The organism is Paenibacillus sp. RC84 (assembly GCF_041260495.1).
In the GTDB taxonomy this organism is placed as follows: domain Bacteria; phylum Bacillota; class Bacilli; order Paenibacillales; family NBRC-103111; genus Paenibacillus_F.
Genome location: NZ_JBGBYL010000019.1, coordinates 1 through 20,758 on the forward strand (window position 1 = coordinate 1; position 20,758 = coordinate 20,758).

The following is a 20,758-nucleotide window of genomic DNA, read 5'->3' on the forward strand; positions in this document are numbered from 1 at the left end:
ATATACCCGGCCAAATACTCTACTTCGACCGTACGTGTCCCACAAGGCCACCCAGAACGCCGAAACAACATGCCGTTTTCGGACTCGATTGTAAATGTATCAAGAGCAACATCCTTGCCGCCAACCGAAAGCCGTAGCACATCATGAACCGGGAAGTGCCGGAGCCGGAGAAACTGCGTTCCGGGTCCGTCCAACGTCTGCCGGTATATCTTGCGCTCAAAACTTCGATTAGCCTCGCGCTCGATGCTCTTGGTGGCTGCCATGAGAGCCGGGAGAATGACCAAGTCCTGGGACATGTCATCCTCCGCTATCCCCATATACCTTTTTGCCGTCTTAAGCGTTGCCAGCATCTTTCCCACCGTCCGGCTCCGCCTCGGCTGCTTTCTTTGCGGCGTCAATCTCTGGTTTGGTCGCTTCCCTGCCAATTACGTCGGCTGCTCGGAGGCGTTCGACGCGGTCTTCGTCCGTTTCAAAAATAGTCCCGGCCAAAATGGTTTTACCGGATTCCTGGTCAATGAATTCGTTGGTAATGTGAAAATGTTTCTTCGCCATGATTACTTCACCCTTTCAATTTTAAGGGGCCAGAAGCCCCTATGATTATGGAGTTGGTACGCCCAGTTTGATAAATGGAGAAACGGTATACCCATTTTTGAGTGTAAACGGAGCAGATACCCACGGCTTTCCATCCACATTCCAAAACGCCTTAATGATCGTTTTGTTTTGTTTGAAAAGCGGATGCTCGGATGCCGAAATGTAAATGCCAGATCCATCCTTGATGACGTAATAGCCCAGGTCAGCCAGAACCAAATCACCGGCTGTGCCGAGAATCGGCGCGTTCTCTTGGAACTTGATCGGATAGCCGAGCAAAGTACCTGTCAGTTGATCAGCAATGTTTGGCTGGAAGATTAGAGTTCCCGAATCATCCTTCATGGTGAGTAATTGAGGCAAAATGGACTGAGAAGCACTCCAAACCAAACGACCACCAAGCTTCGCCTTTGAAATCATGTTAACGATGTCAGCATATTTGACCTGATTGGCTGTAGCTCTAGGAATGACGATAGCAGCACCCGAATTAATCGCCCCCAACGGTCTAGCAACACCATCGCCATAAAGAAAAGCATCATCTTCAGCGCCCGCAATTGCACCACGGAAGAGACGGTTCACAATTACATTGACCGCAGGAGCGTTACGAAGCAATTTGTCTGTGACAACGATATGGCCCGCAACTTCTTTTGGATTAAGGTTTAAATCCTTCAATTTGACGTTGGTTTCAGGTTTTTCATCGCCTTCACCGATCCAGTTCACTTCAACGCCACCGTAAATGTTGCTGCCCGCACTTTGATCCAATGCCGGGAACGTTACGTCTGCGTCGGGCGCATCTTCATCCGCGGGAATTACAATCGCCCGTGGACGTACAAGAGCTTCTTGTGGAGTAATTTCAAAAAGTGTACTTGAAAACTTCGTAGGTACAAACACACCACCGGCCGTTTTCGTCTTCATTGCCATTTCGCGGTAATCGGAAAGACGGGGATCTGAAAAATTGTAACGAACCGTATGAATGAATTCACCCAAGTCCCGAAATTCAGGCTCATGATTTTCGTCATCAGCAGTTAGCTTGACTCCGACGCCGGCCATAGCGAATTGCTGTGCCCGCTCTTCGACTTTAATCTTACCGGCCATTGCCTCCGCTTCACGTTCCAAGTCTGTAAACTTCGTATCTTCTTCGGCCGTCATAGCACGCTTTTCACCTTGAGCCAACTCAACAAGCGAACGCATTTGATCTTTGAGTGCAGCCAGTTTCTTTCTCATTTCCATGAGGTTCATATATTTCATTCTCCTTTAGATCGCTCGTATTTTTTTTAGTTTCATTTCAAATTCTCGGCTTCTTGCATCATTTGTGGCTTGCTCTGCCGCGGCCCGCTCCGCGGCTTGCGAAAGGCTCGGGCGCCCCTGAAAGACTTCCTCCGCCGAGCGAATGCCCACGCTCGATTGTGGATATGCGGGCGTCGTAACCGGGCTGACTTCGAACAATTCTGCATCCTTAACGCTGCGAATTGGCATGACCGGGTCTGACTCGTCCCACTCTTCAACAACGGCGCGAAAAATAAAAGACGATCCTCGCACGTCTCCGCGCTCGATCGTCTCAATGTGTTTATCTGCCCATTTAGGCGGGGTTATTTCATAACGAAGCCCAATATCATCTTCGAAAAGCTGCAAGGTATTCGGAGTTCGGCCAAGAATCTCACGGGAATCATGTTGCCAAGCCGCATACACGTCAGGGTTTTGGAGCGCTTTTGTGAAAGCGCCACGGCTAAACTTCTCCTGGAACATACCGAAAATCGGGTGTGATAACTGGTCCCATCGTACGGCGTAACCGATAATTTTCGCCGGTTCACCATCAACTTTCCGAATTTCCGGCTTGCTCTCCGGGAGTATTAGCTCCCTCTGTTCCTTGGTCTCCTTCATTGTCGTTATCACCTCCTTTCGGTTCATCTTCCTGCCCTAGAACAGCCATATTTAGTGGTCTCAAATACTCGTCGCCGCCAGGAATGGGGTTCTTGTTTTCAAGCTCCCGAATTTCATTGACTGATAGCCACCCGTTTTGACGGGCTATCGCATACGCTTCATACCGCGTTTTCGTCTCTCCGCGTAGCAGCCCCTCAATAAGAAACTCTGCAAAGAAACGCTTGCTCTCGTTGGAATCGAAAAGCTTCCAGTTAATCGTCTGTTCCCAACGGATCAACCAAGGCCGGATGGTATGCGTTACAAAATCAATAGATTGTTGCTCGATATTTGAGAAAGTAGCCCGCTCCAAATCAGCCAGCATATGCGGCGGAACCCGAAATAGACGCGCAATCTCGGAAATTTGAAACTTCCTTGTTTCCAGGAACTGCGCTTCGTTCGGGGGAATTGCATTTTTCGAAAACGTCATGCCCTCTTCCAAAAGCATGAGCCGATGGGATTTCCCTAATCCCTCGTACTTCTCCCGAAGTGATTTTTGCAGCCGTTCAAAGGCTGAATCGCTTAAGCTGCCGGGATGTGTCGCAACTGCTCCGACGTTGGTCCCATTCTCGAAGAACTCAACCCCAAATTGTTCTGTCGCCAAGGAAAGCTTTACGGCCTGTTGCGCCCAACGAATAACCGACATTCCCTTTTTTCCATCAAACCCCAGTCCCGGAATATGGAACATCGCATAAAAAGGGACATTATGTTGTTCCCCGTCCTTCGTAGTTACACGAAAGAATGGATCGCCTTCCGCTGTCTCCATATGCTCCACACGATGCGGGGGGATCGGCCATAGAGCAATGATCTTACCGTGGTCATCGAACTCAATTTCGGCATAACAGTTTCCCCATAGCAGGATATGGGCCATCATCGTTTCACGAAAAGTAAATGCGGTCATGCGTGGATTTGGAGAACGCTGCAGAAGGTCAGCTACTTGATGGTCCGCCCGCTGTTTGCCCTGTGATTTAAGCCGCTTATATACAGGCAGCGGAAGAGAGGCGACCGTTTCTGCGAGAATTTTAACGCAAGCAAGCACCGCGGTAGATCTCATTGCTGTGCTTTCGGTTACTCGAATGCTACCTCCATACGGAATGCCAAGAGCTTCATATAGCCATCTTTTCGGATTTCCAAGGGTGCTTGTACCTTCTGAATCACTGCTTCTCTTTTCAAAAAACCTTGATATAAATGGAATTTTCACCTTTTCACCTCCATTCCCCCTATCAAATAGCCCTAACGTCCTGCGTTTCATATTTCGATGCCTTCTTCTTTGTCGGATCATATACACGGACATGAGCGTTCATTAACGCTGCCGCTGGGTCAATCCGCTCGATACTCTTTGATTTATCCAGCATGATATTTCCCTGTGCGTCTTCCCTTGTGACGGCATTGGACATCGCCCATCCGAGAACCGGGTCGTTTTCGTGAATAACTTCCCCTTTGAAGACTTTGGAACGGAAATCCTTTGTCGGCTCGTTCAGCGTCTTGATACCCTGCCGGATCTCAATCATCTCGTAACCTTCATCTGCCATGCTTGTTGAGAAATGCGTTGCGTTGTACGGGTCATAACAAATTTCTTTGATGACCCAACCCTGCCCCGTTGCCTTCTCTGGAATCCAGGCCATGACGAACGAGTAATCCACGACGGCCCCCGGCGTAACGGTCAACCATCCTTGTTCAACCCATAGGTCATACGGCATTTTATCCGTCTGCTTACGTGCAGCCAACTTGTCCTCCGGGATAAAGGAATGGCTGAACACTGCTAGGCGGCCGTCCGGCAGTTCAATTTCGGCGGAAACACTTGTCAAATCCGTATCTTTGGACAGGTCAACGCCGAAAATAGCATCTAATCCGCTTGTATCCGGCATCGGATTTTCTTTCGTGGCTCCGCACGCCTTCCACTTGCTCATTTCCATATAGCCGCTTTTCTTCGCATCCACCCAAATGTTCATGTTCTTGATCTTGAAATTGACCATTTTTTCGGGGTCAGCCAGGGCCATTTTCAGTTCACTTCGCAGATTTTTTATGCCCTGCGGATAGCTGCAAACAATCGGATTGGCTTTCGGCCAAACTGATTCATCTTTAATGTCGTCGCCTTCGTCCAGCTCATTGACCATGGCAAAATATTCGTCGTTTTCCAGGTCAATATCTGGATCAAGAAGCTTGGAAACGAAATTGTACTCAATCCGATAGCAAGGATAGTTCAGGTTGCGCCCGGCCGTTGTGATAATCATCAACAAAGGCTGCAGACGTGCAATCATGCCGGATACAAGGAGGTCGTAGAACTCCGTTGTCTTGTGAAGATGGTATTCATCCACGATCCCACATTGGACGTTGGTTCCGTCACCCTCTTTGCCGTCCTCCTTGGATAACGCCTCCATGAAAGAGTCAGATTTAAGATGCTGAATCAGTCCGTTTGCAATTTTAATCGTCCCACGCTTCATCAATTCGACGCAGCCTTTGAGCATTGCGACTGCTTCGTTCCAGACGATTCGCGATTGCTTCTTTTTCGTGGCAGCACAATAAACCTCGGAGGAATATTCCCCAAAGGCAATCGTTTCGTATGATCCAACCCCACCGAGAGACTGTGATTTAGCGTTTTTCCGTGCTACCTGCCAGTAGGCTTTGTTAAACCGGCGCAAGCCAGTATCCCGGTGGACCCAGCCATAGATGTTCCCGAAAACAAATTTCTGTATGATGTGCGGTTCAATATGCTGCCCGGCAAGCGCACCCTTCCGATGTTTGAACAATCGCAACCAATCCAGAAATTTTTCGGCATTTTCTTCAATGAAAACATACGGAAAATCGTCATTATCTTCTTTGTGCAGATCGTTCAGGAACCTTTGACAAGCCTGTTTATGCTTCTTACAGGCAACAATCTTGCCGGTTAAAACGTCCTGTGAGTACTCGATAAGCTCCTGTCTAATCATATGTCACCGAACCGCTTGCCTATTGCGTCCTGCTCTTTCGGTTTATCATCCCGCAATGCAATTCTTGTGCGGTCAAAGACTGTAAAACCGAATTTCGCTTCGTATGTCTGGATGAGCTTGATTGTTGAGTTCATGGCCGTTAATGCCGGGTTTGTGATATAGGTTAAACCGCCCCGAGAATTCATATTTACTAACGTGTAGCCTTTTTCCTCAACCTCTTGCCGTAGTTCAAGCATACGGCAGTAAAGGTCGCAATACTGGGCCAGCCCGTTGACGTCCAAATTCGTTAATAGCTCCGTATCTTCAAGCTGCTTCGTGAAGTCCCGGAACATTTTTTTAGCCTTTGGTCCGAGCCATGCAGGAGGCTTGATCGCATCGCGCCTCAACCGGTTATTGACTTGCTGTTCCTTTTCCTCTCGCTGGGCCTTTTGCTGATTGGTCAAGTGCCCTTTTACAAGATGCAAGGGCTTCGGATTACGTCCGGCCATCCTTCCACCTCCTTTCGTACCCAAAATTTCATTTCAGGAACTTTTTACGCACTTAAGGGGGACGCGGTCTATTAGGAAACGTCCGGGAAGGATTTGACCCCCCCTCCCCTTTTCAGTGCTTGCCCACTCTCTTATGCCATCTATAACTAAAACGGCTATACGGCCCCTTTATGCGCCTTAAATGATGTGAGCTTAATCGCCGATAGGTAATACCTTAACACCGCCCTGATTCATTAATACCGCTTGCTCTTTCCTGTGCGGTTTAGTCAATAGATTGACGGTCATCCCTTCTTCGAGTAACAGCGATGGTACATCACCATAACCATTGTCTTTCTTCCATTCGTCAAGGCTTCTTTTCAACCTATCATATGCTTGGTCGGACAATGTATGGGGGTGGCTGAACAACATTATATCCCCACTCCCTGTGGCCTCTCCCGCTTCCGTTTCAATAGCCGGTTCTTCCACGCTTGAAGGACCGACTTCTTCAATGACCCATAGTTCAGCTTCTTTCGTCCATGGGCTTAAATCACCATCGTATTGCTTGTGGACTGTGTACGGCTTTCCAAGTGTATCAAGGGCGCTCATAACCTCGTCTGCTCTTTCCTTGCTATGGACTGTTTCCTTAAACATATGAATGACCTCCATTGTTTTATTTGATTTCATGGTTGGCCTCTATCAATTGTCCAAACTGGTCTAGCAGCTTTTGGTGTTTATCGTTCAGTTCTTCTCGCTGCTTGATAGAGGATTCGAACCTTTGATTTAGACTTCTTTTTTCAAACTCATTCCAGAATGCAAGCACTGTTACAACGGCGTATGCAAGCATTACAACCAGGCTAAACTTCCGAAATAATTCTCCTTTCACGCTTTCCCTCCTTATCAATTCCCGAAGCCGCCGTCCTCTGTCGCGGTCTTGATGCTATGGCATGACGCGCATAACGGTTGCCAGTTGTCCCGCTTCCAGAATAGTTCCTTGTCCCCGCGGTGCGGAATAATATGGTCCACCACCGTAGCGGCATTGAGGCGGTCGTTATTGTGGCAATGTACACATATGGGATGCTTTCGGAGATAACCGGCGCGGGCTAGTCTCCACTTATGTCCGTACCCGCGTTTTGCGGCTGTTCCCCGTTCCCATTCTGCTTGTTTCTTGACCTCGGCCCGATGTTCCTCACAATAGAATTCTGTTGAGAGGTTTCGGCAGCCGGACTTCGCACATGGTTTTTTTGCTTTAAGCGGCATCTGGCCCGCCCTCCTGGTGTGACTGAACGATACGTTCACCCATCTAAAATAAAAAAAGGCCACCCGTTTGAGTGACCTGTGTTCGTATCAAAGAATAAATGTCTCGCGTTTGAGTGACCACTCCGTATGAAGTTCTAAGGGGTCCTCCATCAACCTTTAAATTGCTTACTATTTTTATTTTTCGAAATATATTTGCTTATCTTTCCAACAATCGCAGGAACACCGAAACAGATAACGGCGATAATCACGAAAAAAGAAATGCTAAAGGTATTTTCAACAAAAGAGGAGGCTATTGTTATAAGAATTGCGATTACCATTGCGGTTATTACGTCTTTCACGAACAAAACCTCCTTGCGTATCGAATCAATTAGCCCAACCCATGAACTCAGTCTGTACATGGGTTGGAGTCGTATAGCTGGAGTCTGTATACGATACTTTCGTTGCGTAATAAGCATACCTATTATCGGGGCTAGTGTATACTTTTCTGGTCAGCATTGTGCAGTATTCGATTTGCCTGGTTTTTAACCGAGCAATTACATCACTTAAAAAAGCTTGAGTAACTGTAGTCACCCAGTGATTTCCGATTCTCATCGTTACTAGTCCTGATACACCACGGATAGAAACTTCTATGCCGAATCTAGTTACGGAACTATCAAATGCATGCTTTGTCGGCCCTTCAATAACATCACCGTCCCCGAGGTCTGGCAGAGGGATGGAATTTGTTCCGTTTCCATTGGGTACAGCAAAATTCGAAAAAAGTGCTTTTTCATCCTCACTAAGCGGGTGAAGTGCATTGACCGTTATTTCTACACCATTTTCCACCCAAGACGTTTCAACTTTTGTATCCGTATTCTGACTTTGTGTATTGTTGTTGGCGTATAGCGGACTTACTGACGTTAAAAAGATACTTGCGGACAATACTCCTACAAACAATTTTTTCATAAAAGCCTCCCTATTGAATGTCTTTCATATAAATTTTACCATATATGTTAATAGAGAACAATTTTTGTAAAAGGAGAGGTTTAAAACGGAAAGGCGAGAAGAGAAACACCCACGTTCGCCGGTGTTCAATTCTCGCCTTAATGTAAGAAACCTTTAGCGACTCAACTTGTACAAACAGTACTGATTGAGGGAAACGTTCTCCGCCGCGGCCCGCTCCACTAGCTGCCGGTGAAGCGACTTAGGAACGCGGACATTAAATTTTCCGCTGTAATCATTCTCGCCAACCGGCTCCGGGATCGTATCCCCGTGTTCCAGCATTACGGACAGATGTCCCTCCATTGCTTCACGGACGCTCTCGTACGCCTCATGAAAGCTGTCTCCGTGGCTTTGGCAGCCGTCTAATTCGGCCACCGTAGCAAAAAAATATTCGCCGCTCTCGTCCTTAACGGGCCTGATCTGTATAGTATAGGGGAGCGCCATGTAATACGCTAAATCCTTGTTTGCCATCGGTTTTTAGCTAGGATATTATAAGATTACGGAAAGGGGAGGTGCTACTCCCCGATCCGGTCCAGTACGTCTTTGACGTATGCCGCCTTTAGTGGATTTTCCTTCTTGATGGTGATTAGGTCGCCGTGCTTGTTTCGGAAGTGACAGTGTGAACCTTTCGTTCTCACTAACTCATATCCGTAATGCCGGAGTACCTTTGCGACATCATCGTAAGGAATTCCATTAGGGCGGTCTTTCATTTTCTGGACTATTTTTTCTACCCTAGCCATGTCTCACCTCCTATATATATAGTACCATATATAGTACTACAATGCAAGGGTTTATGGTGGACATAATAAAAAAACCGCCTTATTGCAGGCGGCTTTCAAAATCTCTTATAAAATCGTCCCAGAATTCCTCTTCCACTTCCATCTCTGTGTCCCCGCATCGTATGAGGCGCTTTTCACGATCAACGATAGTTGTGTGAATTAGGTTAACTGCTCGTTCTTCGCCAATTTGCGTAACTCCATAAAGACGGCACATATCCGGGATATCCAAAAGTTGCGTTCTTAAGAAATACATGCCCGATTTCATGATAAGGACAATTTCTTTTCCATCCGGTGTACCGATTTCTTCAAGGTCTTCCGGATATAGTTCTGTAAGGTCCCCGCCTTCAATTGGTTCTCCTTCAAAACTCTCCATCGCTTCAAGCTTTTGACGCGCCCACATCAAAACTGCTGTAATCTTTTCCTGGTCCATTTATGCCACCTCATTTTGTGTGTTGCAGATAGCATAACTGGAGCGGGGATGCTTGGCAATGCTTGTTCAAATCAGATGAACGGATAGTTCCGTTTAACAAATACTGGATATATCCTTTTGAAGAAGGAGAGCGCGGAAACGATAAGCTCCCTGCCTCAATTTGAGGCTCGAACCTTTTTCCATTTACACCCATTTCCTTTAAGGAGATCAGTTCATTTCCATTCAGAATTCTCACTCCTCAATTTTGAGGGACGAAGGAAAGTTGATTGCTTGGACTGAGGTCCTTATAGGACCTTGGTTCACTCGCCCGAAATTTGGGGTCAGTAAAAATTCCTCTGTTCTTCGCTGAGTCCAAAATTGGGCTTAGACAGGTAATTTTAACGGGCGGAAGTTTCCGCGCGTTGTTCAAAGCTAACCGGCTCAACTTTGAGCGCGTTAATACATAAACAGCGCCCTATTCCCTACCCTGCCCCAACCGCTTCATAGCGAACAAAACCGTGTAGTGGTAATTATCCGTCAATTGTAGTGGTAAACGAGTCAGGGTTTCCCACGTCCGCATAGGTCATGGTTTCGGGTAATAGTGGCGCCGCTGCAGCCCTCCACGCATAGCGCTTCATCAGGCATGAAAAAAGGCAAGCAGCTCCGGCCCGCTGGCCTTGCTCTCACCATTTCCACGTTACAAATATATCATGCCCAAAAACAAATGTGGTCGGTTCTTTGGCGAATTTTTTCCTAACTTTTGGCGAGTATTTGGCGACAAATTGGCGACAAAAAGTCGAAAGGAGCAAAATTAAGACGAAAACAAAAAAACCGCTCGTCATTTGAGCGGCTTAAACGTCATTTTAAGAGACTTTCTATTTTAATCAAATCCAATGTGTCAAAGCTATATGCTAACGCCTGAAATGCCTCATTTCGAAGCTTAGAATACGTGTCCTTGCTGATCGGAGGATTTAACCTTGCATTATATACCTCTGAATCCGTAAATTTGTCTTTTGAAAGGTAGCGACATTCAATAATTTCTCTGTGACGGCTTCCTAATTCATTGACGGCCGCTTCTACCGCTTTGCAAAACTGTTCTTGGTACTCTGGCTGAAATACGTTGTAGATTGCTGTATCGGCGGTGGAATCGCTTGTGACATTCGTCGGGCCGTGAAACCGCTCGGAATAACTTGCCGTTGTTTTAACCTCGCGTCTTAGAAACGTTGTGCTTTTGAAAAGCCGGTACTGCTCGAAGACCGAATCCATGGCGACCTGGGTTTTTTTATGGTCTAATACGGGCAAGCCGTTAAGCCCTCTCATGTTCTCCCCCCTTGTACTCCATAGCCGGCCCTTTTACCTTTGTGCAGTTGTAGCCCGATTGAAGGCTTCTTGCATGTCCGTTCTTGCCCGCGCGGTGTATTTTCTGTTTGATTGGAAACGCTCAACTTCTTGAATCTTTTTCAAAACCCTGTCTAGTTCTGCAAACGGTCCTTTCGGATTAGTCGCCAGTTCATACAAGGGTTGAAGCAGTTCATTTGTCTCTTTAGCCATCCGGCGCATCCGGCGGTTGCTCTGTAATTGCTTAAGCAGCTCCGGCCCATTTTCCTCGTCCAGCTCTAAAAATTCCAGGGCATGGGTCAGGTCCGTGTACTCATTGTTAAGGTATTTGTCATCATTTTCGTTTTGCTCGTAGATTCCTTTGACATCCTTAAGCAAGTTTATAAGCTGGTTCGCTATTTCACGGGGCTTCATGGCTGGCACCCTCTTCTAAAAATGGCTCCGCAACAACACCTACTACTTTCCCTAGGTTAACATGTCTCAAAGAGATATGGCCTTGGGCGTCGCCCCATCTCATCCTGGTTAATCGTCCGGCGTCGTCCTTCTCTGTTTTAAATTCCCGACAAACAAACTCCATAGTCGATCCTGTTTCAAGGTATAAATTCACACGAAGAAGCGGGACAGATAATTCCTGTGGTTCGTCTCGCGGCTTCGTTAACGCTTGATGTCCCAAGTTAATTATCATTTCTGCAGCACGGTTAAGAGAGTCGAATCCCTCTTCTTCTTTCATAACTTCCATGATTTCTCCCAGCTTTATAGCATGATCCTCGCTAATATCTATTGTACGTTGCATATAAAGTCCTCCTTATGATCTTCGTTATTCAAAATGTGTCTTCCAGCGCCAGCATGCTTCCGATGCAGCTTGCGCAAATATTTGAGCTTTCATAATCCGGGTATGCCTCTGGACTTTCCACAAATTCTTGCACGACGAGTTGGACGCATTCCCGCTGTTTCCCGCAACGGTCGCAGTCTGCAGTCACAATCTCCATGTATTGCTCCCCCTGTTTATCCGATTTCATCTGGCTTTACTTCTGCTTTCAAATTCTTGGTGTGTTTCAAATCCCGATCATAGGCCAAACGGAACTCTACGATGCCCTCAATCAGTGTTTCCGTGTCTACGCCGGAGAACCGCTTTATTACCTGCTTATTGGAGGGTACAGCGCCGGTAGTCATCCAGGATGTTTTCATCCAGCTATAAATATTCCATTGGTTTACATTCTTCACGTTTGTTCCTCCTTGTTCTGTGACTCAATATGTGTTCGGGGGGGGCAATTATCCTGTATGGTGGTTCCGGTCTAAATCAACGAAGCGGCTTCGATCTTTTAAGAATGCCATTTCCACGACGCCCGTCCCTGTGTTCCTTCCCTTTGCCACAATGATCTCGACGATGTTCTTTTTCTCGGATTCAGCATTGTAGTAGTCATCCCGGTATAAGAAATCCACTTCATCGGCATCGAACTCAATTTGTCCCGATTCCCGCAAATCCGACAACATGGGCCGCTTATCCTGTCTTTGTTCGCAAGCGCGACTAACGGAGCTTATTGCAGCGACTGGACAATTATATTTTCGCGCCATTTGCTTTAAGGAGCGGCTTATAAAGCTTAATTCAGTCTCCCGGTTCGGAAACTTCTTCCCCGCGCTTATGAGCTGCAGGTAATCGACATAAATTATGATTCGCCCATGCCGTTCCTTGAATCTCTTCACCTTAGCGTCAATCTGCTGGATAGTGGTTCCTGGAGAATCATCTATGTAGATGTTCAAGTTCTCCAGTGCAGCCCGCCCATGACTGTAACGTTCCCAGTCTGCTTCATCCAAGAAGCCGGACCGTAGCTTCCGGGAATCAAGCCCGCTTATCAGGCATATCAAACGTTCGCCTAAAGTTACATCCCGCATTTCCAAGCTGATTATCCCTACCGCGTCTACCGTTCCCGACTCGGCTGCCGCCTTCGCTTCGTTTAACATGTAGGCGGTTTTTCCGATGGAAGGCCGGGCGGCAATAATGATTAAATCCTGGTTTTGACGGCCAGAAGTCAAGGCGTCCAAGTCCCGGCTTGCCGTTTTGACTCCCGTTAAGCCTCCCTGAGCTTGGCGATTATAGACGGTTTCTTCATGGTCCTCTAGGATGCTTCCCATCTTCCGGAAGTCCCCGCCCTCTACCATTTCTTCTTGAAGTTCAGACAAAGTCTCTTGGATACCGGAGATAAAAGCTGCCGCGTTTTCGTCTCCTTCTTTGACCTTCTGTTCAACGTTGATTTTTGCTTTACGGTATCGTGCCCTTTCCTTGACAATGTCAACGTAATAGGAGGCGTTCGCCGTCGATGGAACAGCCCCGCTTAATTTGCCGAGATATTGCACCCCGCCCACCGCGTCCAGCTCTCCGATTTGTTGCAGCCGGTCGGTAACGGTCACTATGTCTAGCGGCTTGCCTTCTTCGGTTAATGCTGCCATTGCTCCGAAAATAATCTGGTTCGTGTTCAGGAAAAAGCTTTCAGGTTTTAATTTTGTGGCTGCCACTGCCATCACATCAGGATCGACCAGAATGGCACCAAGCACCGCTTCTTCTGCTTGGAGGTTGTATAAAGCATCATTCATGCACTCTACCTCCTGGCGGCAGGGCCGCACGCTTCCAGCGCTCCATTTCATCTAGCCGTTTATCAGTTTCGATTTTAAGCTGTCTGTAATCGGTGTAATGATCCGGGTCATGTTCCGGTTTTGAGATATCCGCAATCGTCGGTAGGAAACGGCTTGTCCTTATGTGGTGCAACAAATTCTTGTGGGCTAATTCAAAAGGCACGTTTTCTAAAAATTTAAACCAAGATTCATTCTTCACTGGGTCCGTCACGAAGTTCGGGTAAGCTTGATTGATTAAAAATAAAATCCTCGCCAAACTCTGTCGATCCATATTCCCCTCCTGCAAATTTAAGAATGCTTTCGTTGTTAAGGTCATGCCTTGTTTTTTGATTTCCGCCATTTTGCGGAACAGCCAATGATGACACCGGATTTTGGTTTAGGTAATTTTCAAATTTAGAGGGTCTGAAAAGTGTTGAGGGGCGAAGAAATTTGTTCCAGTAAGGATCGTTTCCCCATTCAGCTACTTTTACGTCGATGACATGTTTAAAATCTTCTAGGGTCGCCCCTTCCTCGATTCTCCCGTTAATGTTTTTAATCGTTTCCTTATTCCCTGGTTTATAATTTTTTCCGGTTTTCTGGTTCAGGTATAAAACGACATCGGACACTATATCTTTATATGTCTTTAATATATTAATGTCTTTAATGTCTTTAGGAGGCTGGGAAGCCGCGTCCTGTAAGGGCTGAGAGGGCGTTTCGGTTCTTATTTCAAGAACTTCTGGTTCTCGTTTTAAGAACTCATTTTCGTCATCAGTTCTTGTTTTAAGAACTTCTCCGTTTTCTTCGGTTCTCAATTTAAGAACTTCACCTGAAACCTTCGGTTCTTGTTTTGAGAACTCTTCACCCATTTGCGAGTTCTCGTTTTGAGAACTTTTGGGAGCGCGTCCCGCTTTCGGTTTTCGCTGCTTTTTCCCTTGTTCAAGATTGAGGTTTAGCAGCTTTTCGAAACGTGCTTTTTCCCATCCTTTCACTAAACCGACATCCCAAGTTTCATAATCTTTGTTTAAGGCGTACTCCCCGGCTTCTTTGTTGCGAGTAATGACCCTAGCCACTTCTAAGCGCTTAAGTTCCAAAGCGATGTTGCCTTTCCCGCCCAAACCAGCAAGAATAAAATCTTGCTGGCGCGGGATTTTTGCCGTCTTCTTATTGCAACCATAAGAGAGGCGCAAAATGAACAGAAGTATGTCAATTTGGCGCTTAGAGAAGCTTCTGCAAATGATTTCGTCCCATAGTTCATTAGCAACACGGACGAATCCGTTTTCTGGTTGCGGGTTTGCCAATCACTCCACCTTCTTATAGCCTTTTGGAGCGGGTCCGAAGGCCGCTTCTAACAGTTCAGTTTCGTATTCATACAATATGGCCCACACATATTGAAGCATGAACTGGAGTCGTTCCTCATGTTCCACGCTATCAAGAATTTCGTGCATTCGTTCTGGGCTAATTTTCGTTCCATCACCTTTCCACCATTTAAACTTTAGATGGTGGTACTTACCTTGAAATTTCTCCGGTCGCATGCGTGGATTAGCTCTAAAAAAAGAAAGTACATATTCCTCAATGTCTTTGTGTTCAGCCGCAACCGTAGCAGGAAGCATCTTACTTTCCGACATAAATAGCAACTCCTAGTTTTTATTTGCGAATAGAGGTTCTTTTCGTTAAAACGGATGAAGAGAAGTCCATTTTTTTAAGAAAACTGTAACCCGCAATAAATCCAGCTATAAAACATTCGTCCATTTCAATACTGGCTAAACTTTTCATTGCATCAGTGTAGGATTCCAATTTTTCCTTTATTTTTTGATTGATCAACCTTCCCAGATCATCTTCCCTTATCTCTACTTTTTCGATTGCAGAAAAAACTTCGGTCGGGTCTAAATAGTCGTAATCGAATTTTTCAAGTTCGCGGATAGCAATCTGCCGCAACATATACTCCATCCCGCTCTCAAACCATTTATCACCGTCTCTGTCTACATCTAAAGAGAGTTTTTGTCTATTCATGTAGGGTAGCATTTCCTGGACTGGTACTAAGCTCATTTGGCATTTCTCCCTTTTATGAGGAAAGAAGCTCTTGCGATGAAACAATAATGATGATAATATTTCTCGCAAGAGCACTTCCTTATTTCTTGTTTAAAAGTCACCTTCATCCCGGCCAAGGAATGAGAAGGTGATTTTTATTTTTGTGGTAATTTAAGCAACAGGACCACCATCTTCGTTTTCGGGAAAAATATGATCTCGGTAATCAGCGTTGGCTTTTCCGAGCAATTCCTGTAATTTCTCTAATTTCTCAGAACGATCTTTCCAGTCAGCAGCAAGTGTATGATTGCCCTTGTAGGTCTCGTCAAGCCACTTGTGATAAACATCGGTTTCCGCATTATCAATACCATCAACGGCGTCCAGAACATCTTCGAAGCAAAGCGTTCTTAGGTAAGAAATAAGATTTCGTTCATGCTCCGCAACTTCCATTACAGACAGTGTTTGAGATCCCGCCCTCTCATCGTCCTCTTCCACCCGCTCTAGTACCATATGCCAAAAACCGTCATAGCCGCGGCAATCCTCAACTTTCTCAATTTGATAGCCATTTTTTAAATATGCTGCGGCCTTTTCAAAAATTGTAAAGTCATTGTCCTTAAAGGACAGTGTGATGCTATCATCAAAGTTTTGGACTATCATTTCGCTTTGTTTCAATGACGAGTACGCCAAGTTAATTTTTGTCATGATATCCCGGTATAATCCCCGATCCATTTCATGAGCATCTAACAAAATCTCATCAACCAACGGGCAAACATAATCCGCAACATCCGCCCAAGAATGTTCATTTTCTATCGCAGCTTTTAAAATCGCCTGGCAGCCTTTCTCGTTGTAGATAAATCCCGATCCGCCCATATCTCCAAGGTGCTGCCGGAAAGGAACTTCTTTGCCGCCCTCTTCTTCATAGACCGTTCCGAAAAGTACTTTCATTTCAACAGGTTTTTTAATTGTCATTTTGCATTCTCCCTTTAATTTGTTTTAGTTGTTCTTTGAATGTTGCGGACAATTATGGAATGCTGCAGGGGGCTTCGGTTAAACCATAGCCGGGCCAGTTCCTCCAATGAAAGCTTGACCATGAATAAAATGCCTCCTATTGGCTAATACTTGAAAATATCCCCGAAACGCTTGTCCAAAAACTCGGCCATTCTTCCAGCTTGAAAGGACCAGTTCTGCCCTCGCGCCTTTGGATAGAAGACAAAGCCCCCATTTTGAACATCGAGCAACTTTTTGAAACGGGGCTGAAAGAGAATGTTATCTTTGATCCAAGCCTGCCCCTTATTCAGTCGACGTTCCAAATCTTGCATCGACCAATAAACCCCCGCGAGTTCCATCTGTTTAAATTCCTCAAATTCAATCTTGCTGATTATCACGTGATCTTCTGGAATCGGAATGGAAAGTTGCACGGTTATATTCTGCATGCTGTTTCACTCCTTCATGCTGTATTTTGTTTCTCTTTTGAAACACCAGGGCAAATGAAATATTCGTCCGCACTTATTTCAAAGGCAGCGCAAATTTTTCTAATCTCGGTTATCGTAAAATCTCCACCAGTTCCATTCAGATTTTGATTGATAGCTGACGGTGATTTACCAAGTAATTCACCGAGTTTTCCCTGGCTAACACCGTATTCACCCAAGAACGCTTTAAACTTGGTGTATGGAATATGGCGTCGTTTGGTGTCCTTCAAGATGTCCTTCAAGAGGATTCACCTCCTCTCAATACTGGTTTCATTTTCGAAACCTTGTGATACGAGTATACACACACGAAAGTTTCAAAGTCAATAACATTTTAAGCGATCATCTAATAAAAGTTGCATTTTCGAAACTTGTATTATACTATGGTATTAGATCAGTCTAAACATTCGGAGGTTAAAGGCCGTGTATTCTTTTGGTGACAAATTGAAAGAACTTAGAACTAAGCGTGGACACACCTTAGATGAACTCGCTGACAAAGTAAACACTCAATATGGAACCGCAATAAACAAAGGAATGCTTTCAAAATGGGAAAACAATCACGGAGAGCCTAGACTCGATACAGCTAGGGTACTCGCAAGTTTCTTCAAAGTTTCTTTGGACGAACTTTTAGATCTTGATAAGTCCAATGGCAGGGAAGAAATCGAGACTATCGCGGCCCACCATGAAGGTGAGGATTGGACCGACGAAGAATTGAAGGAAATCGAAATCTTCAAACAGTTTGTACGTTCGAAACGGGGACAAAAGGAAGGCTAAACTCCATGGATTTTGACACAGTACTTATGTATGCCTCATTATGCGTTGAAGTTTACGAACAACCTATGACGTCCAGAAACAAGGGACTTTATATGGACGGGATTGTCTGGCTTAATAAGGGCTTAACCAGTGTTGATAAAGCATGCGTTCTTGCTGAAGAATTGGGGCACCATAACACATCAGTAGGTAATATCCTGGATCAATCTTTGATCCAGAATAGAAAGCAAGAACAATTAGCCAGACAATGGGCATATGAGTTCATGATTCCTCTCGAAATGATCGTGCAGGCTTATCATTCGCACATTCAAGACAGATACCAACTTGCGGAGTTTTTGGGTGTTACCGAGGAATTTTTGCAAGCGACAATTGACAGATACACCGAGAAATACGGTCTATTCGCGCAAGTGAATGAACGTTATACTGTTTGCTTCAATCCTCTTGGCGTTATTGAAATAGTTTAAAATAATTATTCTCGTGTTATCCGCCACGAGGCGGTTTTGTCATGCCCAAAAAACGAACGTATATTCTTAAAAGGAGTGATAACAATGGCTTCATATTTAAAACGTGGAAAGACCTGGCAGTATACAATTAGTCGCATGGTGAATGGACAGCCTGATCCAATCAGAAAGGGGGGATTCGCTTCAAAAGCCGAAGCGAAAGCCGCTGCTTTAGAAAAAGAGTACGAACTCAAAAAGGGCTTAGTCCCAATAGTGGAAGCCAAACCGCAACCCTTTCACCAATACTTCGCGGATTGGGTCAGAGTGTACAAATCCACAAAGCACAAGAACACTGTTGCAAGATATGAAACTTCACGTAATACCATTGAAGAACTTTTTGGAGAAACTACGATACAGGACATCACAAAGCGGTCATATCAAGAAAAATTAAACGTTTATGCTAAAAACCATGCTAAAGAAGGAACAAGAAAATTAAACACTCATATTAGAGCATGTGTTAAGGATGCCATAGACGAAGGTATTATTAAGATTGATTTCACTCGGGGGGCTGTTATATCAGGTGATGTTCCAGCTAAACGTCCAGAAGAAAAACATATAAATTATTTTGAGAGCAAACGCTTGCTCCGTGAATTAGGAAAACCAGAGCATCTGTCTCACTATCTAATTCTTTTAGGGCTTACCTCAGGGATGCGGTTTGCTGAGATGGTCGGGCTGACCCGCTCAGATTTTAACTTCGTGAAAAATGAAATTTCGATATCTAAAACCTGGGGTTACACCAATAAGATGCACGAGGGTTGGGGGCCAACCAAAAATAAACAATCAGTCCGGGAAATTAAGATGGATAGCAAGACAATGCAAACTTTTAAAACGTGGTTTGAAAGTATTCCGGACAATATCCATAAACTTGTTTTTTATAGTCCAGAATCAAAGTATAAGGTTCTTAGTAATAATGGAGCTAACAGTGCCCTCGGAAGCTTACTGAACAAGTTAAATATTAATCCCATATCAATTCACGGATTACGACATACGCATGCAAGCATTCTTCTTTATAAAAAGGTCTCTATTTATTATGTATCCGAGAGATTGGGACATGGCGATGTAGAAACAACCATGAAACATTACGCCCATATTGTTAAAGAGCTAAGAGAACAAGATGAAAAAAGCACCATGAAAATATTTGATGAAATGGCGGGGTAAAAGCGGGATCGTTTTTGGTGTAAAATCGTGTGTAAAAAAAATCAAAAACATATGCTATTCTATGTGATTCTCAAACAACAAAAAAACCGCCAAACCCTTGATACACAAGGATTTAGACGGTTTTCACGGCATCTAATGTTAATTAGATTACGTCCCAGGAGGGATTCGAACCCCCGACACACGGCTTAGAAGGCCGTTGCTCTATCCAACTGAGCTACTGGGACAGACGTATCGGGACGACACGATTTGAACATGCGACCCCCTGGTCCCAAACCAGGTGCTCTACCAAGCTGAGCTACGTCCCGAAAGTAATAATGGCGTGCCCTGAGAGATTCGAACTCCCGGCCTTTTGATTCGTAGTCAAACGCTCTATCCAGCTGAGCTAAGGGCACGTATGAAATTATGGAGCGGAAGACGGGAATCGAACCCGCGACCCTCGCCTTGGCAAGGCGATGCTCTACCGCTGAGCCACTTCCGCATAAATCTGGTGCGCGTGGAGGGACTTGAACCCCCACGTCAAAGACGCTAGATCCTAAGTCTAGTGCGTCTGCCAATTCCGCCACACGCGCACATAAAACAATCATGGTGAGCCATGAAGGACTCGAACCTTCGACACCCTGATTAAAAGTCAGGTGCTCTACCAACTGAGCTAATGGCTCATAACTAAATGGCTGGGGGTATAGGATTTGAACCTATGCATGACGGAGTCAAAGTCCGTTGCCTTACCGCTTGGCTAACCCCCAATATTTAAAACTCATATCAAGGTAATGGGGCGGACGAGGGGAATTGAACCCCCGAATGTCGGATCCACAAACCGATGCGTTAACCACTTCGCCACGACCGCCACAAAAACTAGCGTTGTTAAAAATGGCGGAGCTGACGGGATTCGAACCCGCGGTCTCCTGCGTGACAGGCAGGCATGTTAGGCCTCTACACCACAGCTCCATATAAATTGGTTGCGGGGGCAGGATTTGAACCTGCGGCCTTCGGGTTATGAGCCCGACGAGCTACCGGGCTGCTCCACCCCGCGTCAGTAAAAAGCATATATGGTGGACGCTGACGGGATCGAACCGCCGACCCTCTGCTTGTAAGGCAGATGCTCTCCCAGCTGAGCTAAGCGTCCATAATTGAATCTTGCTGTACTACTTCTTACCTTAAGAAAGGTAAATGACCCGTAGGGGATTCGAACCCCTGTTACCTCCGTGAAAGGGAGGTGTCTTAACCCCTTGACCAACGGGCCTTATGTATCTATAGCGGCGGAGGGGCTCGAACCCCCGACCTCACGGGTATGAACCGTACGCTCTAGCCAGCTGAGCTACGCCGCCTTAATACTGGCGGAGAGAGAGGGATTCGAACCCTCGAGACGCTTTTGGCGCCTACACGATTTCCAATCGTGCTCCTTCGGCCAGCTCGGACACCTCTCCATTGTGCATACGAGACAAAATCCCATAAAAAAACCCACAGTTGTGGGACTGCTTGGCAACGTCCTACTCTCCCAGGACCCTTCGGTCCAAGTACCATCGGCGCTGGAAGGCTTAACGGTCGTGTTCGGGATGGGTACGCGTGGT

Annotated in this window: 29 protein-coding genes, 14 tRNA genes, 1 rRNA gene and 1 pseudogene; 3 read left to right on the forward strand and 42 right to left on the reverse strand. The window is 45.8% G+C overall.

Annotated elements, in window-relative coordinates; all coding sequences use genetic code 11:
- The 27 genes and pseudogenes from ABH899_RS28100 to ABH899_RS28230 form a co-directional block, all read right to left on the reverse strand.
- Positions 1 to 350 (reverse strand): annotated as a pseudogene (locus tag ABH899_RS28100) (hypothetical protein); the annotation flags it as partial.
- The gene (locus ABH899_RS28105; protein ID WP_370002117.1) at positions 334 to 552 is read right to left on the reverse strand and encodes a hypothetical protein; all 219 of its coding nucleotides are present in this window, start codon (positions 550 to 552) and stop codon (positions 334 to 336) included. The pseudogene ABH899_RS28100 and the gene ABH899_RS28105, both read right to left, overlap by 17 nt.
- A gap of 45 nt (positions 553 to 597) precedes the next feature.
- The gene (locus ABH899_RS28110; RefSeq protein ID WP_370002119.1) at positions 598 to 1,824 is read right to left on the reverse strand and encodes a phage major capsid protein; all 1,227 of its coding nucleotides are present in this window, start codon (positions 1,822 to 1,824) and stop codon (positions 598 to 600) included.
- 15 nt (positions 1,825 to 1,839) lie between these two features.
- Positions 1,840 to 2,466: an HK97 family phage prohead protease gene (locus tag ABH899_RS28115; protein ID WP_370002122.1), complete on the reverse strand. Its 627-nt coding sequence runs from the start codon at positions 2,464 to 2,466 to the stop codon at positions 1,840 to 1,842.
- Positions 2,399 to 3,703 (reverse strand): phage portal protein, encoded by a 1,305-nt coding sequence (locus ABH899_RS28120; protein ID WP_370002125.1) that lies wholly within the window; start codon positions 3,701 to 3,703, stop codon positions 2,399 to 2,401. The genes ABH899_RS28115 and ABH899_RS28120 overlap by 68 nt, the downstream gene beginning before the upstream one ends.
- 22 nt (positions 3,704 to 3,725) lie before the next feature.
- Positions 3,726 to 5,432, reverse strand: a complete 1,707-nt coding sequence (locus ABH899_RS28125) for a terminase large subunit (RefSeq protein WP_370002128.1) — start codon at positions 5,430 to 5,432, stop codon at positions 3,726 to 3,728.
- Positions 5,429 to 5,920, reverse strand: coding sequence for a phage terminase small subunit P27 family (locus ABH899_RS28130; protein ID WP_370002131.1), 492 nt, complete (start codon positions 5,918 to 5,920; stop codon positions 5,429 to 5,431). Before ABH899_RS28130 ends, ABH899_RS28125 begins: the two co-directional genes overlap by 4 nt.
- Before the next feature lie 192 nt (positions 5,921 to 6,112).
- Positions 6,113 to 6,583 (reverse strand): hypothetical protein, encoded by a 471-nt coding sequence (locus ABH899_RS28135; protein ID WP_370002133.1) that lies wholly within the window; start codon positions 6,581 to 6,583, stop codon positions 6,113 to 6,115.
- The gene (locus tag ABH899_RS28140) at positions 6,570 to 6,782 is read right to left on the reverse strand and encodes a hypothetical protein (RefSeq protein WP_370002136.1); all 213 of its coding nucleotides are present in this window, start codon (positions 6,780 to 6,782) and stop codon (positions 6,570 to 6,572) included. The genes ABH899_RS28135 and ABH899_RS28140 overlap by 14 nt, the downstream gene beginning before the upstream one ends.
- A gap of 14 nt (positions 6,783 to 6,796) precedes the next feature.
- A complete protein-coding gene (locus ABH899_RS28145; RefSeq protein WP_370002138.1) occupies positions 6,797 to 7,156 on the reverse strand; it encodes an HNH endonuclease in 360 nt (119 codons plus the stop codon).
- 149 nt (positions 7,157 to 7,305) lie between these two features.
- A complete protein-coding gene (locus ABH899_RS28150; protein WP_217562757.1) occupies positions 7,306 to 7,494 on the reverse strand; it encodes a hypothetical protein in 189 nt (62 codons plus the stop codon).
- Positions 7,495 to 7,519: 25 nt separating this feature from the next.
- Entirely contained in the window at positions 7,520 to 8,098 is a 579-nt protein-coding gene (locus ABH899_RS28155) for a hypothetical protein (protein ID WP_370002142.1), read from the reverse strand.
- A 153-nt stretch (positions 8,099 to 8,251) separates the two neighbouring features.
- Positions 8,252 to 8,578: a type II toxin-antitoxin system HicB family antitoxin gene (locus tag ABH899_RS28160; protein WP_370002145.1), complete on the reverse strand. Its 327-nt coding sequence runs from the start codon at positions 8,576 to 8,578 to the stop codon at positions 8,252 to 8,254.
- A 71-nt stretch (positions 8,579 to 8,649) separates the two neighbouring features.
- Complete coding sequence (locus tag ABH899_RS28165; RefSeq protein ID WP_370002147.1) at positions 8,650 to 8,874, reverse strand: type II toxin-antitoxin system HicA family toxin; 225 nt, start codon at positions 8,872 to 8,874, stop codon at positions 8,650 to 8,652.
- A 79-nt stretch (positions 8,875 to 8,953) separates the two neighbouring features.
- Positions 8,954 to 9,343 carry a hypothetical protein gene (locus ABH899_RS28170; protein WP_370002149.1) on the reverse strand — a complete coding sequence of 130 codons (390 nt, stop codon included), beginning with the start codon at positions 9,341 to 9,343 and terminating at the stop codon, positions 8,954 to 8,956.
- A gap of 837 nt (positions 9,344 to 10,180) precedes the next feature.
- The gene (locus ABH899_RS28175; RefSeq protein ID WP_370002152.1) at positions 10,181 to 10,642 is read right to left on the reverse strand and encodes an ArpU family phage packaging/lysis transcriptional regulator; all 462 of its coding nucleotides are present in this window, start codon (positions 10,640 to 10,642) and stop codon (positions 10,181 to 10,183) included.
- A 33-nt stretch (positions 10,643 to 10,675) separates the two neighbouring features.
- Positions 10,676 to 11,074, reverse strand: a complete 399-nt coding sequence (locus ABH899_RS28180; protein ID WP_370002155.1) for a hypothetical protein — start codon at positions 11,072 to 11,074, stop codon at positions 10,676 to 10,678.
- The gene (locus ABH899_RS28185) at positions 11,061 to 11,453 is read right to left on the reverse strand and encodes a hypothetical protein (protein ID WP_370002158.1); all 393 of its coding nucleotides are present in this window, start codon (positions 11,451 to 11,453) and stop codon (positions 11,061 to 11,063) included. Before ABH899_RS28185 ends, ABH899_RS28180 begins: the two co-directional genes overlap by 14 nt.
- Positions 11,454 to 11,481: 28 nt before the next feature.
- A complete protein-coding gene (locus ABH899_RS28190) occupies positions 11,482 to 11,649 on the reverse strand; it encodes a hypothetical protein (protein ID WP_370002161.1) in 168 nt (55 codons plus the stop codon).
- 16 nt (positions 11,650 to 11,665) lie between these two features.
- On the reverse strand, positions 11,666 to 11,884 hold the full coding sequence (locus ABH899_RS28195) for a hypothetical protein (RefSeq protein ID WP_370002164.1): 219 nt from the start codon (positions 11,882 to 11,884) through the stop codon (positions 11,666 to 11,668).
- 48 nt (positions 11,885 to 11,932) lie between these two features.
- The gene (gene dnaB, locus ABH899_RS28200) at positions 11,933 to 13,252 is read right to left on the reverse strand and encodes a replicative DNA helicase (protein ID WP_370002166.1); all 1,320 of its coding nucleotides are present in this window, start codon (positions 13,250 to 13,252) and stop codon (positions 11,933 to 11,935) included.
- Between the two features lie 227 nt (positions 13,253 to 13,479).
- The gene (locus ABH899_RS28205) at positions 13,480 to 14,568 is read right to left on the reverse strand and encodes a conserved phage C-terminal domain-containing protein (protein WP_370002168.1); all 1,089 of its coding nucleotides are present in this window, start codon (positions 14,566 to 14,568) and stop codon (positions 13,480 to 13,482) included.
- The gene (locus ABH899_RS28210; RefSeq protein WP_370002170.1) at positions 14,569 to 14,895 is read right to left on the reverse strand and encodes a pyruvate-formate lyase-activating enzyme; all 327 of its coding nucleotides are present in this window, start codon (positions 14,893 to 14,895) and stop codon (positions 14,569 to 14,571) included. It lies immediately after the preceding gene.
- Positions 14,896 to 14,914: 19 nt separating this feature from the next.
- Complete coding sequence (locus ABH899_RS28215) at positions 14,915 to 15,316, reverse strand: DUF6809 family protein (protein ID WP_370002172.1); 402 nt, start codon at positions 15,314 to 15,316, stop codon at positions 14,915 to 14,917.
- Between the two features lie 153 nt (positions 15,317 to 15,469).
- Positions 15,470 to 16,264, reverse strand: coding sequence for a hypothetical protein (locus ABH899_RS28220; RefSeq protein ID WP_370002174.1), 795 nt, complete (start codon positions 16,262 to 16,264; stop codon positions 15,470 to 15,472).
- A 143-nt stretch (positions 16,265 to 16,407) separates the two neighbouring features.
- On the reverse strand, positions 16,408 to 16,728 hold the full coding sequence (locus ABH899_RS28225) for a DUF771 domain-containing protein (protein ID WP_370002176.1): 321 nt from the start codon (positions 16,726 to 16,728) through the stop codon (positions 16,408 to 16,410).
- A gap of 14 nt (positions 16,729 to 16,742) precedes the next feature.
- Positions 16,743 to 17,006 carry a helix-turn-helix domain-containing protein gene (locus ABH899_RS28230; RefSeq protein WP_370002178.1) on the reverse strand — a complete coding sequence of 88 codons (264 nt, stop codon included), beginning with the start codon at positions 17,004 to 17,006 and terminating at the stop codon, positions 16,743 to 16,745.
- Positions 17,007 to 17,184: 178 nt separating this feature from the next.
- Here ABH899_RS28230 and ABH899_RS28235 point away from each other — a divergent pair, with 178 nt between their 5' ends.
- The 3 genes from ABH899_RS28235 (at position 17,185) to ABH899_RS28245 (ending at position 19,190) form a co-directional block, all read left to right on the forward strand.
- The gene (locus tag ABH899_RS28235; RefSeq protein WP_370002181.1) at positions 17,185 to 17,535 is read left to right on the forward strand and encodes a helix-turn-helix domain-containing protein; all 351 of its coding nucleotides are present in this window, start codon (positions 17,185 to 17,187) and stop codon (positions 17,533 to 17,535) included.
- A gap of 5 nt (positions 17,536 to 17,540) precedes the next feature.
- A complete protein-coding gene (locus tag ABH899_RS28240) occupies positions 17,541 to 17,996 on the forward strand; it encodes an ImmA/IrrE family metallo-endopeptidase (protein WP_370002183.1) in 456 nt (151 codons plus the stop codon).
- A gap of 84 nt (positions 17,997 to 18,080) precedes the next feature.
- Positions 18,081 to 19,190: a site-specific integrase gene (locus ABH899_RS28245; protein WP_370002185.1), complete on the forward strand. Its 1,110-nt coding sequence runs from the start codon at positions 18,081 to 18,083 to the stop codon at positions 19,188 to 19,190.
- Positions 19,191 to 19,340: 150 nt separating this feature from the next.
- Here the strand turns inward: ABH899_RS28245 and ABH899_RS28250 are convergent.
- The 15 genes from ABH899_RS28250 to rrf all read right to left on the reverse strand — a co-directional run.
- Positions 19,341 to 19,414: transfer RNA gene (locus ABH899_RS28250), tRNA-Arg, on the reverse strand.
- 7 nt (positions 19,415 to 19,421) lie between these two features.
- Positions 19,422 to 19,495, reverse strand: a tRNA-Pro gene (locus ABH899_RS28255).
- A gap of 10 nt (positions 19,496 to 19,505) precedes the next feature.
- Positions 19,506 to 19,582 (reverse strand) — tRNA-Arg (locus ABH899_RS28260).
- 11 nt (positions 19,583 to 19,593) lie between these two features.
- Positions 19,594 to 19,668 (reverse strand) — tRNA-Gly (locus tag ABH899_RS28265).
- A gap of 7 nt (positions 19,669 to 19,675) precedes the next feature.
- Positions 19,676 to 19,759 (reverse strand) — tRNA-Leu (locus ABH899_RS28270).
- A 14-nt stretch (positions 19,760 to 19,773) separates the two neighbouring features.
- Positions 19,774 to 19,849 (reverse strand) — tRNA-Lys (locus tag ABH899_RS28275).
- A 9-nt stretch (positions 19,850 to 19,858) separates the two neighbouring features.
- Positions 19,859 to 19,933: transfer RNA gene (locus ABH899_RS28280), tRNA-Gln, on the reverse strand.
- Between the two features lie 25 nt (positions 19,934 to 19,958).
- Positions 19,959 to 20,034: transfer RNA gene (locus tag ABH899_RS28285), tRNA-His, on the reverse strand.
- Positions 20,035 to 20,058: 24 nt separating this feature from the next.
- Positions 20,059 to 20,135, reverse strand: a tRNA-Asp gene (locus ABH899_RS28290).
- Positions 20,136 to 20,143: 8 nt separating this feature from the next.
- A tRNA-Met gene (locus ABH899_RS28295) sits at positions 20,144 to 20,220 on the reverse strand.
- 17 nt (positions 20,221 to 20,237) lie between these two features.
- Positions 20,238 to 20,313: transfer RNA gene (locus ABH899_RS28300), tRNA-Val, on the reverse strand.
- A gap of 45 nt (positions 20,314 to 20,358) precedes the next feature.
- Positions 20,359 to 20,430, reverse strand: a tRNA-Glu gene (locus ABH899_RS28305).
- An 11-nt stretch (positions 20,431 to 20,441) separates the two neighbouring features.
- A tRNA-Met gene (locus tag ABH899_RS28310) sits at positions 20,442 to 20,515 on the reverse strand.
- Between the two features lie 7 nt (positions 20,516 to 20,522).
- Positions 20,523 to 20,614, reverse strand: a tRNA-Ser gene (locus tag ABH899_RS28315).
- A gap of 50 nt (positions 20,615 to 20,664) precedes the next feature.
- Positions 20,665 to 20,758, reverse strand: a 5S ribosomal RNA gene (rrf, locus tag ABH899_RS28320); the annotation flags it as partial.